A 13,667-nucleotide genomic window follows, 5' to 3' on the forward strand; every position below is an offset into this window, starting at 1 on the left:
GGCGCGAACCAGCCCCGCCGACAGCGAAGCCGCCACCGCCGACGCCGTCCGGCCGCCGGGGGGCGAATCCAGACCCTCCGGCGTTCGAGGAACGGGAGCCGGGGCAGAGCCCCGGAATCTCGGCGCAGCCGAGCCCAGCCCCCGGCGGCTACCCGTACGTGTCCCCCGGACCCGTGGACCCCGGCGCCCGCCACGGCCCGTACCCCTTGGGCCGGCCGCCCCCGGGCCCCCGTACGAGAAGAACCCGCACCGTCCCCTGCCCCAGATCCGCGTTCAGCCGCGCCACCAGCTGCGGCGCCAGCAGCTTCAGCTGCGCCGCCCACGCCGAGGAATCACACCGCACGACCAGTTCACGGTCCTCGTACCGCTCCGGTTCACAGTGCGCCGCGATCTCCGGACCGACGATCTCCGGCCAGCGCTCCATCACGCCCGCCACCGCCATCGGCATCTCCCAGCCCCGCTCCGTGCGCAGCCGGTCCAGCGCGGCCATCAACGGCATCGGATCCCGGCCGTCCGCACGCGCCCCCGAACGCAGCCCCGGACCCTGATGCCGCTTCTTCCCGCCCGCCGCGTTGCCCCGGGCCCGCGCCTGCTCCCGCGCCGCCGCCAGCGCCTGCCGCGCCAGATCCACACCGGAAGGCTCCGCCGCCCTGCGCGGCTCCTGGCCCCCGCCGCCCCGCTCGCCGTCCTGACCGCTCACAGCCGGGTCACCTCACCGCCGGACACCCCGAACCGCGCCCCCACCAGCACACCCGGAACGTCATCGTCCACAGCCGCGGTCACCAGCACCTGCTCGCCCCCGGCCACCAGCTCCGCCAGCCGCTCCCGGCGCCGAGCGTCCAGCTCCGCGAACACGTCGTCCAGGATCAGCACCGGCTCCGCACCCTCCGAGCGCAGCAGCTCGTAGGAGGCCAGCCGCAGCGCCAGCGCGTACGACCACGACTCCCCATGACTCGCGTACCCCTTCGCCGGCAGCTCCTTCAGCCGCAGCACCACGTCGTCCCGGTGCGGCCCCACCAGGGTCACCCCGCGCTCGATCTCCTGCTTGCGCACCTCGCCCAGCGCCGCCAGCAGCACCTCGTACAACGCATCGCGGGTCCGCGCCGCACCACTGTCCACCGCCTCGCCCGCGGAGGACCTGTACGCCAGCCCCAGCGGGCCGCCCCCGGGCGCCAGCTGCTCGTACGCCTTGTCCGCCAGCGGCAGCAGCGTCCCGATCAGATCCAGCCGCTGCGCCAGCAGCTCCGCACCCGCCCGCGCCAGGTGCTGGTCCCACACGTCCAGGGTCGACAGGTCCATCGACCGGCCCCCGTGCCGACGGGCCATCGCCGCCGACTTCAGCAGCGTGTTCCGCTGCTTGAGCACCCGCTCGTAGTCCGACCGGACACCCGCCATCCGCGGCGAGCGCGCCGTGACGAGCTCGTCCAGGAACCGGCGGCGCTCCCCCGGATCGCCCTTCACCAGCGCCAGGTCCTCCGGCGCGAACAGCACCGTCCGTACGATCCCCAGCACATCCCGCGGCCTGACCTGCGAGGACCGGTTGATCCGGGCCCGGTTCGCCCGCCCCGGATTCAGCTCCAGCTCCACCAGCTGCTGCCGCTCGCCCTGGACGACGGCGGCGCGGACGATCGCCCGGTCCGCCCCCATCCGCACGAGCGGGGCGTCCGAGGCGACCCGGTGGCTGCCCAGCGTCGCCAGATAGCCGATCGCCTCGACGAGGTTGGTCTTGCCCTGGCCGTTGGGACCCACGAAAGCCGTGACGCCCGGGTCGAGGGGAACCTCGGCCCGGGCGTACGAGCGGAAGTCGGCCAACGAGAGATGCGAAACATGCATACGGCGCCGACCTCCCCCGGCTTCCTGCTGCTCTGCTCTGTGGTGCTGTTGTGCTGTGGTGCTGTCGTGAAGCGGTGAAGCGGTGGACTACTTCTTCTCGACCGCGTGGCCGCCGAACTGGTTTCGCAGCGCCGCGATCATCTTCATCTGCGGGGAGTCTTCCTGACGCGACGCGAACCGCGCGAACAGCGAGGCCGTGATCGCCGGCAGCGGCACGGCGTTGTCGATCGCCGCCTCCACCGTCCAGCGTCCCTCACCCGAGTCCTGCGCGAAGCCCTTGAGCCGCTCCAGGTGCTCGTCCTCGTCGAGGGCGTTCACGGCCAGGTCCAGCAGCCAGGAACGGATGACCGTCCCCTCCTGCCAGGAACGGAAGACCTCGCGGACGTCGGTGACCGAGTCCACCTTCTCCAGCAGCTCCCAGCCCTCGGCGTAGGCCTGCATCATGGCGTACTCGATACCGTTGTGGACCATCTTCGCGAAGTGGCCCGCACCCACCTTGCCGGCGTGCACGGCGCCGAAGTCGCCCTCCGGCTTGAGGGCGTCGAAGACCGGCTGGACCCGCGCGACGTGGTCCTTCTCGCCGCCGTACATCAGCGCGTAGCCGTTCTCCAGGCCCCAGACACCACCGGAGACACCGCAGTCGACGAAGCCGATGCCCTTGGCCGCCAGCTCCTTGGCGTGCTTCTCGTCGTCGGTCCAGCGGGAGTTGCCGCCGTCGACGACGATGTCGCCGATCGAGAGCAGCTCGGCGAGCTCGTCGATCGTGGACTGCGTCGCCGCACCCGCCGGGACCATCACCCACACGACGCGGGGGGCCTGCAGGCTGTCCACAAGTTCCCGCAGGCTGTGGACATCGGCGAGGTCCGGGTTGCGGTCGTATCCGATGACGGTGTGGCCTGCGCGGCGGATGCGCTCGCGCATGTTGCCGCCCATCTTGCCGAGACCGACGAGACCAAGCTCCATCAGGTGGTTCCTTACGCGTTGTGGCCGTCTGTGCCGGGGCTCCCGACCGTGTTCTCACGAACACGCGGGCCGCCCACCGGATCCGAGCCTACGCCGGGGTGTGCCGCCCGGCCCCACGGGCGCTCCCAGGTGGGCGAACCGGCTCCGGGAGGCGTCGTACGAGGTCAGGCACGGGCACCGGCCGCCGGTGGAACCCGTACGGGGGCGGACGCCGTCGGGCCCGGCCCCGCAGACGGCGAGACCGGGCCCGACGTGAGCGCGTCAGCCGGACAGACGCACCGGCATGATCAGGTACTTGTACGCCTCGTCCGCCTCCGCGTCGACCGCCGGGCGGCCGCTGAGCAGTGCCGGCTTCGTGGACGTGGTGAAGCTCAGCTGAGCGGCCGGCGAGTCGATCGCGCTCAGGCCGTCCAGCAGGAAGGTCGGGTTGAAGGCGATCGAGATGTCGTCGCCCTCCAGCGTGGCGTCGACGCGCTCCACAGCCTGTGCGTCGTCGCTGGAACCGGCTTCCAGGATCAGCACGCCCTGCTCGAAGCTCAGGCGGACCGGGGTGTTGCGCTCGGCGACCAGGGCCACTCGCTTGACGGCCTCCACGAACGGGGCGGTCTCGATCACGGCGATGGAGTTGAACTCCGTCGGGAACAGCGTGCGGTACTTCGGCAGGTCGCCCTCGAGGAGACGGGTGGTGGTGCGGCGGCCCGCGCCCTCGAAACCGATGAGGCCCTCGCCCGCGCCCGAGCCGGAGAGCGCCAGGGTGACCGTGTCACCGCTGGTCAGCGACTTGGCGGTGTCGAGGAGCGTCTTCGCGGGCACCAGGGCCACGGCGGAGGCGTCCGGGTTCTCCGGCTTCCACAGGAACTCGCGGACCGCGAAGCGGTAGCGGTCGGTCGAGGCCAGGGTGACGCGGTCGCCCTCGATCTCGATGCGGACGCCGGTCAGCACGGGCAGCGTGTCGTCGCGTCCGGCGGCGATGGCGACCTGCGCGGCCGCGGAGGCGAAGACCTCACCGGGCACGGTGCCGGTCGCGGTCGGCATCTGCGGCAGCGCCGGGTACTCCTCCACAGGCAGGGTGTGGAGTGTGAACCGCGAGGAGCCACAGACCACGGTCGCCCGTACACCGTCTGTGGAAATCTCCACGGGCCGGTTGGGGAGGGCGCGGCAGATGTCGGCGAGCAGCCGGCCGGAGACGAGGACGGTGCCGTCCTCCTCCACGTCCGCCTCGACGGAGACGCGGGCCGAGACCTCGTAGTCGAAGCCGGAGAGGGACAGCAGGCCCTCCTCGGCCTTCAGCAGCAGGCCCGCGAGAACGGGCACCGGCGGCCGGGCCGGGAGGCTGCGTGCGGCCCACGCCACTGCCTCCGCGAGTACGTCGCGCTCCACCCGGATCTTCACCGGAACCGCCTCCTGCTGTTGCTCGCTCGTCTGCCGGCCTTCGTCGTCGGCCCGTCGATGCCTCGACCGATGCCGGGGACCAGTCTGACGTACGGCGCCGACAGTCGTTGCTGCCGGCGGTCAAGTCGGGAGCGAGGTGTCGGGGAGGGCCGCCGAGCGAGTTGTGCACAGGACCTGCTTGAAAACCGAAACCGGCCTAACTCTCTATGGGGGTAGTAGTAGGGCCTGTGGAAACGGTGGAAAACCTCGTCCGCGCAGGTCAGGACCAGTTTTTTATCCCCACAGCCTGTGGATGGCACCGGTGGACAACACGGTGTCTCTGTGGAGAACGAAAAGTTCTGCACAGGCTGTCCCCAGGGACCCCCGACTACTCCACAGGTGTGTCCCCAGCTTTCCCCCGGTACTCCACAAGCCAAACGTCCACATCCGTGTGACGCCTTTCACTCCGGGCGGTGAGAGGGGGTGGCGCGTTGCCGAACAGTGGACAACGGTGTGGAGAAGACATCGGATCCTGTGCACAGGACCCGCGAACCTGTGGGTCACCGGTGGACAACGTAGTGGACAGGCCTGTGGATGAAAATCTTGTCCACAGCCTGTGGATGACGCTTGCGCACAATTCCACAGGGTTCTGACCTGCCCTGATGAGGCCTCAACCCGGAGCCCTGTGGACAGATTGTGGGTGATGCGGGGCGTCCCCAGGGTGTGGACGGAAGAAAGTCACCGAATCTGTGGATGAGTTGGCCTTCAGGGGGCGTATTCGAACAGGCTGGGGGCGCAAGGACGAAGAAGGGCGCCCCCGTTGTGGTCCGGGAGCGCCCTCTCGATGCGTTTGAAGAGCCTGCAGAAGCCCTCTCGGGCCCGTCCCCCGGGCTCGGCCGAAGCTCCGCTCAGGCGTTCTTGATGCGGTTGGTGAGCTCGGTGACCTGGTTGTAGATGGAGCGGCGCTCCGCCATCAGAGCCCGGATCTTGCGGTCCGCGTGCATGACGGTGGTGTGGTCCCGGCCGCCGAACTGGGCCCCGATCTTCGGCAGCGACAGGTCGGTGAGCTCCCGGCACAGGTACATGGCGATCTGGCGGGCGGTGACCAGCACCCGGCTGCGCGAGGAACCGCACAGGTCCTCCACGGTCAGCCCGAAGTAGTCCGCGGTGGCCGCCATGATGTCGGTGGCGGTGATCTCGGGCGCGCTGTCCTCGCCGCCGGGGATCAGGTTCTTCAGCACGTCCTCGGTCAGGCCGAGGTCGACCGGCTGCCGGTTCAGGCTCGCGAAGGCCGTGACCCGGATCAGCGCCCCCTCCAGCTCGCGGATGTTGCGCGAGATCCGGGAGGCGATGAACTCCAGCACCTCCGGCGGGGCGTTGAGCTGCTCCTGGACGGCCTTCTTGCGCAGGATCGCGATGCGGGTCTCCAGCTCGGGCGGCTGGACGTCCGTGATCAGACCCCACTCGAAGCGGTTGCGGAGCCGGTCCTCGAGGGTGACGAGCTGCTTGGGCGGCCGGTCGGAGGAGAGCACGATCTGCTTGTTGGCGTTGTGGAGCGTGTTGAAGGTGTGGAAGAACTCCTCCTGCGTCGACTCCTTGCTCGCGAGGAACTGGATGTCGTCGACGAGCAGGATGTCCATCTCGCGGTACCGCTTGCGGAAGGCGTCGCCCTTGCCGTCGCGGATGGAGTTGATGAACTCGTTCGTGAACTCCTCGGAGCTCACGTACCGCACGCGGGTGCCCGGGTAGAGGCTGCGCGCGTAGTGCCCGATGGCGTGCAGCAGGTGCGTCTTGCCGAGTCCCGACTCCCCGTAGATGAAGAGGGGGTTGTACGCCTTCGCGGGCGCCTCGGCGACGGCCACCGCGGCTGCGTGCGCGAAGCGGTTGGAGGCGCCGATGACGAAGGTGTCGAAGAGGTACTTGGGGTTGAGCCGGGCGGTCGGCTCCAGCGGGCCCGAGGTGGATCCGCCGGACGGGGCCGGCGGCGGCGCGGGCCGGCCGGGGGCCTGGCGCGGGGCGGGCTGCTCGTAGGACTGCTGCTCGTACTGCTGCTGCTCGTACGCCGGCTGTTCGTACTTCGACTGGTCGTACGGGGACTGCTCGTACTTGCCCTGCGGTTCGTAGCTGCCCTGGTCGTAGGCGGGCGGCTCGGGCTGCTGGAGGTAGCCCGGCTGCGGGGAGGCGTACGGGTCGCGCTCGGGGAAGCCGCCGAGGCGGGGCTGCTGCCAGCCGTAGTCGTCCTGCTGGCCGCCGCGGGGCCAGGCGCCGGGCTCGGGGCGCGGCTGCTGGTACTCCGGGTAGGCGGGGCGGACGGTGGGGAGCTGGTCGTCGCCGTTTCCGGGGCGCTGGCCGCCGTAGGGCTCGTAGCCGCCGGGCTGCGAGGCGGGCGGGGAGGAGGGTGCGGGCTCGCCGGCCGAGTCGTCCACGGTGATGGCGATCCGGATGGGGCGGCCGCACTCGCGGCTGAGCGCGTCGCTGATCAGGGGGGCGAGCCGGCCTTCGAGTACCCGCTTTCCCCACTCGTTGGGGACGGCGAGGAGCGCGGTGTCGGCGACGAGTGCCAGGGGCTGGCATCGTTCGACCCACTGCTTGTCCTTGGGCTCGATGCCCGGCTGTCCCTCACCGAGGAGCTTTTCGAGCACCCTGGGCCACACTGCGGCAAGATCGGCAGGTACGTCAGCCACAGGGCACGCTCTCTCACAGGGGTCCCACGAATGTGTGGTTCTTTGGGACGGTCGGGACAAAAAATCCGGGATCAGGCAACGGTAGTCAGGCCTACGGGTACGGTTCAAGTCGTTGTCCACAGCCTGTGCACAGTGTGGGGCCTGGTCGGCTCGGTTTGACCGGATGGCGTAGCCGCGCGTACCGTAACGAGGTCGAGTTGTCGATGGCTGCTGCCGCCTGCCTACCGATGGGCGAAGATCACTGATCGTGATCATTTAGCGGTGCCACTCGGGCGAACACGCGAGTTTCTCCTCGTGGGCGCACGGTGACAGCCAGGCGATGTCCCGCCACAACGATTCATTCTCTGGAGCCCCCGAGTGAGCAAGCGCACCTTCCAGCCGAACAACCGCCGTCGTGCCAAGACCCACGGCTTCCGTCTCCGGATGCGTACCCGTGCCGGTCGCGCGATCCTGGCGAACCGTCGCAGCAAGGGCCGCGCCGCCCTTTCCGCGTAATCACGCGGAAATCGTGACGTCGTGCTGTCTCCCGAGAATCGGCTGAGGCGGCGCGAGGACTTCGCGAGCGCGGTACGCCGAGGACGCCGGGCTGGTCGCCCGCTCCTCGTCGTCCACCTACGTACAAGCGGTGCAACGGACCCGCACGGGCCGGGGGAGATCGATCCCTCGACGCGTGCGGGTTTCGTCGTCAGCAAGGCTGTCGGCAACGCCGTCATACGTAACCGGGTGAAGCGGCGTCTGCGTCATCTGGTCCGGGAGCGGCTGTCTCAGCTGCCCGCCGGTAGCCTGGTGGTGGTACGAGCGTTGCCCGGAGCGGGTGATGCCGGCCCTGACGAACTCGCCCGGGACCTGGATGCCGCTCTGGCGCGGCTTCTGGGAGGCGTGGCTCGATGAAGTACCCGCTGCTCGCTTTGATCAAGCTGTACCAGTGGACGATCAGTCCGCTGCTCGGGCCGGTGTGCCGCTATTACCCCTCGTGCTCGCACTACGGGTACACGGCCATCGACCGGCATGGTGCGGTGAAGGGGACGGTCCTGACCGCCTGGCGGATCCTGCGGTGCAATCCGTGGTCCCCGGGTGGTGTGGATCATGTCCCACCCCGTAAACGCCCGCGTTGGCACGAGCAGCTGCGCAGTGCGTTGCGTAGATCTCGCAATGCTCAAGGAGCCTGATTAGTGGACACGATTGCCAATCTGTTCAGCTTTATCACCACACCCGTTTCGTGGATCATCGTCCAGTTCCACAGCCTGTACGGGGCGGTCTTCGGACCGGACAGCGGAGCGGCCTGGGGCCTGTCCATCGTCTCCCTGGTGATCTTGATCCGTATCTGTCTGATCCCGCTCTTCGTGAAGCAGATCAAGGCGACGCGCGGCATGCAGGCGCTCCAGCCGAAGATGAAGGCGATCCAGGAGCGCTACAAGAACGACAAGCAGCGTCAGTCCGAAGAGATGATGAAGCTGTACAAGGAGACGGGTACCAACCCGCTCTCCTCGTGCCTTCCCATCCTGGCGCAGTCCCCGTTCTTCTTCGCCCTGTACAGCGTTCTGTCGAGCATCGCCAACGGCAAGACCATCGGCGTCATCAACGAGGAGCTGCTTGCCAGCGCCCGTCAGGCGCACATCTTCGGCGCTCCGCTGGCTGCCAAGTTCACGGACAGCGCGGCGAAGGTCGCGAGCCTGGACGCCTCGATCACCGACGTGCGCATCGTGACCGCGGTCATGATCGTTCTGATGTCGCTGTCGCAGTTCTACACCCAGCGTCAGCTGATGGCGAAGAACGTCGACCTGTCGGTCAAGACGCCGTTCATGCAGCAGCAGAAGATGCTGATGTACATCTTCCCGGTGATCTTCGCCGTCATGGGCATCAACTTCCCGGTCGGTGTCCTCGTCTACTGGCTGACCACGAACGTCTGGACCATGGGTCAGCAGATGTACGTGATCAACCAGAACCCGACCCCGGGCAGCAAGGCGCAGGACCAGTACCTGACCCGTCTGCTGAAGCAGATCACCTCGCACGGTGCGGTCAAGGGGAAGGCCAAGAAGAAGGTCGTCGCCGCGATCGTGGCCAAGGGCCCGGACCGCAACGACAACGAGCGCAAGTTCATCACCGCTCTGACCAAGCAGGGGATGGCCGCCCAGGCGGACGGCTCTGTGATCAAGAGTTCCGAGGCCACTTCGGATGCGGACGCAGCAAGCAGCGGTGCCGCGAAGCGGCAGCAGCCGAAGCGGCAGTCGAAGTCGCAGCGTCAGTCGCCCAACAAGACCTCTCCCAAGAAGTAAGAAGGAGTCCCTCCCGTGACGGAAGGCACCACCACCGCCGCCGCTGAGGGCGGCGACACCCTGACCCGCCTCGAGCAGGAGGGTGAGATCGCGGCCGACTACCTCGAGGGTCTGCTGGACATCGCCGACCTGGACGGGGACATCGACATGGACGTCGAGGCCGACCGGGCCGCGGTGTCGATCGTCAGTGACTCCGCCAGCCGCGACCTGCAGAAGCTCGTGGGCCGTGACGGTGAGGTTCTGGAGGCTCTGCAGGAGCTGACCCGCCTCGCGGTGCACCGGGAGACCGGGGACCGCAGCCGGCTGATGCTGGACATCGCCGGGTTCCGTGCGAAGAAGCGCGAGGAACTGGCGGCGCTGGGCGCCAAGGCAGCGGCGGACGTGAAGGCGTCCGGTGAGCCGCTGAAGCTGGCGCCGATGACGCCGTTCGAGCGGAAGGTCGTCCACGACGCCGTGGCGGCCGCGGGTCTGCGCAGTGAGTCCGAGGGCGAGGAGCCGCAGCGCTTCGTCGTTGTGCTCCCGGCCTGATCGGTAGCGAAAGTGTTTCGGCCCCGTCTGTGTCGCAGGCGGGGCCGATCTTTGTCAGCCTGGCATGTGAGAAACCATGCGGTACGGAAGGACGGTCCCCGTGACGGAGGCAGCTGAGCTTCCCCCGGCGCCCGAAGAGGCGCGTGCGGTGTTCGGTGAGTTTTTCCCGGAAGCTGTGCGGTACGCGGAGCTGCTGGCGGACGCGGGAGTCAAGCGGGGCCTCATCGGGCCGCGTGAGGTGCCGCGGCTGTGGGAGCGGCACCTGCTGAACTGCGCTGTGCTGTCGGAGGTGGTGCCCCAGGGCGTCACCGTGTGCGATGTGGGCTCGGGGGCCGGTCTGCCCGGTATCCCGCTGGCTCTGGTGCGCCGGGATCTGAAGATCACGCTGCTGGAGCCGCTGCTGCGCCGGACGACCTTCCTCCAGGAGGCGGTCGAGCTGCTGGGGCTGGACCACGTCACGGTGGTGCGCGGGCGTGCCGAGGAGGTCCTCGGCAAGGTGCAGCCGGTGCATGTGGTGACGGCTCGTGCGGTGGCCCCGCTGGACCGGCTGGCCGGCTGGGGAGTGCCCCTGCTGCGTCCGTACGGGGAGATGCTGGCGCTGAAGGGTGACACCGCGGAGGAGGAGCTCGTGAGCGCGAAGACCGCGCTGGCGAAGCTCGGTGTGGTGAAGACCTCGGTGCTTCACGTGGGTGAGGGTGTGGTGGATCCCCTGTCCACGGTGGTGCGGGTCGAGGTCGGAGAAAGCCCCGGTGGGGTGAGGTTTGCGGCCAAGCGGGCTAAGGCGGCCCGGGTGAGCCGTTCGCGGCGCCGCCGCTGATATGACGGGGATCCATGGGGTTCCGGCAGCGATTTCTGCGGTGTTGGGCCCTATAGGTATGGATTTCGGAGTGTCGTAGAGGCCTGAAGACTCCGTCCGGGCATCGTGTTTCACGTGAAACGTCGCTCTCTGCTGCACGGAATCATCAGCCGCGGTCGTGCGGCTGCGTCCCCCCGCGAGAAGAAGGACGCGAGGGGGACGGAGTTGTCCACATCGGTGGATTCATCCACAGGAGTAAGGGCCCCGCTGGTTCGCGACCCGGGTGACATGGCAGGCTCTGTTCATCGCGAGCCTGATGTCGAGGAGAGTGACACCGTGCGGTCCGACGCCAACCTCGCGGGGCCGATGGCCGACCCGGTCCCCGGTCCCCGCTCTGAATCACCGGGCGAGGATGTTTCACGTGAAACATCGGCGCCCCTTGTAGACAACGAGACCCCGATCGGCCGAGCCGCCCAGCTGGCGGTCGAGGCGCTGGGGCGTTCCGGTGAGAAGCTTCCCCGGCCGGAGCAGACCCGGGTCATCGTGGTCGCCAACCAGAAGGGCGGCGTGGGCAAGACCACGACGACCGTGAACCTGGCGGCCTCGCTGGCTCTGCACGGGGCGCGTGTCCTGGTGGTCGACCTCGACCCGCAGGGCAATGCCTCCACGGCGCTGGGCATCGACCACCACGCGGACGTGCCGTCGATCTATGACGTGCTCGTGGACAGCCGGCCCCTGCTTGAGGTTGTGCAGCCCGTGGTGGATGTGGAGGGGCTCTTCTGTGCTCCGGCCACGATCGATCTGGCGGGTGCGGAGATCGAGCTGGTGTCGCTGGTGGCAAGGGAGAGCCGGCTGCAGCGGGCGATCCAGGCGTACGAGCAGCCGCTGGACTACATTCTGATCGACTGCCCGCCTTCGCTGGGGCTGCTGACGGTGAACGCGCTGGTGGCCGGGGCGGAGGTGCTGATCCCGATCCAGTGCGAGTACTACGCGCTGGAGGGTCTGGGTCAGCTGCTGCGCAACGTGGATCTGGTGCGGGCGCATCTGAACCCCACGCTGCACGTGTCGACGATCCTGCTGACGATGTACGACGGCAGGACCCGGCTGGCCTCGCAGGTGGCGGAGGAGGTGCGCACGCACTTCGGCAATGAGGTGCTGCGGACGAGCATCCCCCGGTCGGTGCGTATCTCGGAGGCGCCGAGCTATGGGCAGACGGTGCTCACCTATGATCCGGGTTCCAGTGGTTCCCTCTCCTATCTGGAGGCGGCGCGCGAGATCGCGTATCGCGGGGTCGGAATGCAGTACGACGCCCAGCAAGCCCACATGGGCACGGGCCTGAACAGCACGCAGAGTGTGGCGGAGGGGATCCAGTGAGCGAGCGACGTAGAGGCCTGGGGCGGGGGCTGGGTGCGCTGATCCCCGCGGCTCCGCAGGAGAAGACGCCGCCGGTGATCGGCGCGGCCTCGACTTCTCCGTCGGCGGTGCCGGTGCTGACTTCGGAGCGGGGGGTCGCGGCGGCGAAGCTGGCTTCGCTGGCGCAGGCGGATGTTTCACGTGAAACATCGGTAGCCGTCGAGTCGGCGGGTGAGCCGGTGGCGGCGCCCGAAGCCAATGTGGTGGCGGGAGCGTCGTTCGCGGAGCTCCCGATGGATGCGATCACGCCGAACCCGCGCCAGCCTCGTGAGGTGTTCGACGAGGACGCACTGGCCGAGCTGGTGACCTCCATTCAGGAGGTGGGTCTGCTGCAGCCGGTGGTGGTGCGGCAGTCGACGCCGGGCCGCTACGAGCTGATCATGGGCGAGCGGCGCTGGCGGGCGTGCCGGGAGGCCGGGCTGGAGAGCATTCCGGCGATCATCCGGGCGACGGACGACGAGAAGCTTCTGCTGGACGCCCTGCTGGAGAACCTGCACCGGGCGCAGCTGAACCCGCTGGAAGAGGCTGCCGCTTACGACCAGCTGCTCCAGGACTTCAACTGCACGCACGACCAGCTGGCGGACCGGATCGGGCGTTCGCGTCCTCAGGTGTCGAACACGCTGCGTCTGCTCAAGCTGTCGCCGTCGGTTCAGCGCCGGGTGGCTGCGGGTGTGCTGTCGGCAGGGCATGCGCGGGCGCTGCTGTCGGTGGAGGACTCCGAGGAGCAGGACCGGCTGGCGCACCGGATCGTGGCCGAGGGGCTGTCGGTGCGAGCGGTCGAGGAGATCGTGACGCTGATGGCTTCCGAGCCTTCGAGCAAGGTGAAGCCGAAGGGGCCGCGTGCTGGTGCCCGGGTTGCTCCGGCTCTGAGTGAGCTGGCGTCGCGGCTGTCGGACCGGTTCGAGACTCGGGTGAAGGTGGACCTGGGCCAGAAGAAGGGCAAGATCACCGTCGAGTTCGCGTCGATGGAGGATCTGGAGCGGATTCTGGGGACGCTGGCGCCGGGCGAGGGCCGGGTGCTGGAGCAGGGTCTTTCCGGGGAGTAGTACCCGCAGGTGCCTTTTGCAGCCCCTTGCTTCTTCGAGATGTCCGCACTCGAAGAAGCAGGGGGCTGTGCTTACGATGTGGTCATGGGTCGTCGGCTGGTACCGCTCACGCTGGACAACCTCCGGGACCTGCCCAGGCGTTGCAGGAGCTGTGTGTTCTGGGAGCTGGATCCCGTCACCGGTGGGGCCGCCGTGAAGGCGGGTACGTCGGAGCTGGAGAAGGAGGCCTGGATCTCCGCGGTCCTGCTGGACTGGGGTTCCTGCGGACGGGTGGTCTACGTGGACGACGTCCCGGTGGGGTTCGTGCTGTACGCGCCGCCGGCGTATGTGCCCAGAGCCGCTTCCTTCCCGACGAGCCCGGTGTCCCCGGACGCGGTGCAGCTGATCACGGCCTGGATCATGCCGGGGTACCAGGGGCAGGGTCTGGGGCGGGTGATGGTCCAGACGGTTGCGAAGGACCTGCTGCGGCGCGGATTCAAGGCGATCGAGGCGTTCGGCGACGCGAGGTGGGAAGGGCCTGCTTGTCTGCTGCCGGCCGACCATCTGCTGTCGGTGGGGTTCAAGACCGTCCGTCCGCATCCCTCTCATCCCCGGCTCAGGCTTGAGCTGCGTACGACGTTGTCCTGGAAGGAGGACGTCGAGCTGGCCCTGGACCGTCTGCTGGGCGGGGCGAGGGCGCGGACGGAACCCGCGCTGCGGCCGCTGTGAGTGCCCGGAACCGTGAAACGGGGCCGCCCCTGGGAGGGGCGGCCCCGTT

At 68.7% G+C, this 13,667-nt stretch carries 14 protein-coding genes; 9 read left to right on the forward strand and 5 right to left on the reverse strand.

Going from position 1 to position 13,667, the window contains the following annotated elements:
• Positions 1-148: 148 nt before the first annotated feature.
• The 5 genes from ACZ6Y1_RS09290 to dnaA form a co-directional block, all read right to left on the reverse strand.
• Entirely contained in the window at positions 149-700 is a 552-nt protein-coding gene (locus ACZ6Y1_RS09290) for a DciA family protein (RefSeq protein ID WP_469625294.1), read from the reverse strand.
• Positions 697-1,833: a DNA replication/repair protein RecF gene (gene recF / locus ACZ6Y1_RS09295; protein WP_469625296.1), complete on the reverse strand. Its 1,137-nt coding sequence runs from the start codon at positions 1,831-1,833 to the stop codon at positions 697-699. The genes ACZ6Y1_RS09290 and recF overlap by 4 nt, the downstream gene beginning before the upstream one ends.
• 87 nt (positions 1,834-1,920) lie before the next feature.
• On the reverse strand, positions 1,921-2,796 hold the full coding sequence (gnd, locus tag ACZ6Y1_RS09300; protein WP_469625298.1) for a phosphogluconate dehydrogenase (NAD(+)-dependent, decarboxylating): 876 nt from the start codon (positions 2,794-2,796) through the stop codon (positions 1,921-1,923).
• Between the two features lie 261 nt (positions 2,797-3,057).
• Positions 3,058-4,188, reverse strand: coding sequence for a DNA polymerase III subunit beta (dnaN, locus tag ACZ6Y1_RS09305; RefSeq protein WP_469625301.1), 1,131 nt, complete (start codon positions 4,186-4,188; stop codon positions 3,058-3,060).
• Between the two features lie 887 nt (positions 4,189-5,075).
• The gene (gene dnaA / locus ACZ6Y1_RS09310; RefSeq protein WP_469625303.1) at positions 5,076-6,851 is read right to left on the reverse strand and encodes a chromosomal replication initiator protein DnaA; all 1,776 of its coding nucleotides are present in this window, start codon (positions 6,849-6,851) and stop codon (positions 5,076-5,078) included.
• Positions 6,852-7,208: 357 nt separating this feature from the next.
• Between dnaA and rpmH the strand changes: the two genes are divergently transcribed.
• The 9 genes from rpmH (at position 7,209) to ACZ6Y1_RS09355 (ending at position 13,618) form a co-directional block, all read left to right on the forward strand.
• Positions 7,209-7,346: a 50S ribosomal protein L34 gene (gene rpmH, locus ACZ6Y1_RS09315; protein ID WP_018547628.1), complete on the forward strand. Its 138-nt coding sequence runs from the start codon at positions 7,209-7,211 to the stop codon at positions 7,344-7,346.
• Between the two features lie 21 nt (positions 7,347-7,367).
• Positions 7,368-7,742 (forward strand): ribonuclease P protein component, encoded by a 375-nt coding sequence (gene rnpA, locus ACZ6Y1_RS09320; RefSeq protein ID WP_376657827.1) that lies wholly within the window; start codon positions 7,368-7,370, stop codon positions 7,740-7,742.
• The gene (gene yidD, locus ACZ6Y1_RS09325; RefSeq protein WP_075970728.1) at positions 7,739-8,020 is read left to right on the forward strand and encodes a membrane protein insertion efficiency factor YidD; all 282 of its coding nucleotides are present in this window, start codon (positions 7,739-7,741) and stop codon (positions 8,018-8,020) included. The genes rnpA and yidD overlap by 4 nt, the downstream gene beginning before the upstream one ends.
• Positions 8,021-8,023: 3 nt before the next feature.
• Positions 8,024-9,127, forward strand: a complete 1,104-nt coding sequence (yidC, locus tag ACZ6Y1_RS09330) for a membrane protein insertase YidC (protein ID WP_469625307.1) — start codon at positions 8,024-8,026, stop codon at positions 9,125-9,127.
• A gap of 15 nt (positions 9,128-9,142) precedes the next feature.
• Entirely contained in the window at positions 9,143-9,655 is a 513-nt protein-coding gene (locus tag ACZ6Y1_RS09335) for a Jag family protein (RefSeq protein WP_365164382.1), read from the forward strand.
• A 76-nt stretch (positions 9,656-9,731) separates the two neighbouring features.
• Complete coding sequence (gene rsmG / locus ACZ6Y1_RS09340; protein ID WP_469625309.1) at positions 9,732-10,472, forward strand: 16S rRNA (guanine(527)-N(7))-methyltransferase RsmG; 741 nt, start codon at positions 9,732-9,734, stop codon at positions 10,470-10,472.
• 267 nt (positions 10,473-10,739) lie between these two features.
• Complete coding sequence (locus tag ACZ6Y1_RS09345; protein WP_469625313.1) at positions 10,740-11,825, forward strand: ParA family protein; 1,086 nt, start codon at positions 10,740-10,742, stop codon at positions 11,823-11,825.
• On the forward strand, positions 11,822-12,910 hold the full coding sequence (locus ACZ6Y1_RS09350) for a ParB/RepB/Spo0J family partition protein (protein WP_469625315.1): 1,089 nt from the start codon (positions 11,822-11,824) through the stop codon (positions 12,908-12,910). The genes ACZ6Y1_RS09345 and ACZ6Y1_RS09350 overlap by 4 nt, the downstream gene beginning before the upstream one ends.
• An 84-nt stretch (positions 12,911-12,994) precedes the next feature.
• The gene (locus tag ACZ6Y1_RS09355) at positions 12,995-13,618 is read left to right on the forward strand and encodes a GNAT family N-acetyltransferase (protein ID WP_469625317.1); all 624 of its coding nucleotides are present in this window, start codon (positions 12,995-12,997) and stop codon (positions 13,616-13,618) included.
• The last annotated feature ends 49 nt before the right edge of the window (positions 13,619-13,667 follow it).

Source organism: Streptomyces sp. NPDC053432, assembly GCF_055585365.1.

Bases quoted from the DNA above. Each gene is read 5' to 3' on its own strand.
- rsmG (WP_469625309.1), top strand. From the start codon at position 9,732: ATGCGGTACGGAAGGACGGTCCCCGTGACGGAGGCAGCTGAGCTTCCC.
- yidD (WP_075970728.1), top strand. From the start codon at position 7,739: ATGAAGTACCCGCTGCTCGCTTTGATCAAGCTGTACCAGTGGACGATC.
- ACZ6Y1_RS09355 (WP_469625317.1), top strand. From the start codon at position 12,995: ATGGGTCGTCGGCTGGTACCGCTCACGCTGGACAACCTCCGGGACCTG.
- ACZ6Y1_RS09345 (WP_469625313.1), top strand. From the start codon at position 10,740: ATGGCAGGCTCTGTTCATCGCGAGCCTGATGTCGAGGAGAGTGACACC.
- gnd (WP_469625298.1), bottom strand. From the start codon at position 2,796: ATGGAGCTTGGTCTCGTCGGTCTCGGCAAGATGGGCGGCAACATGCGC.
- recF (WP_469625296.1), bottom strand. From the start codon at position 1,833: ATGCATGTTTCGCATCTCTCGTTGGCCGACTTCCGCTCGTACGCCCGG.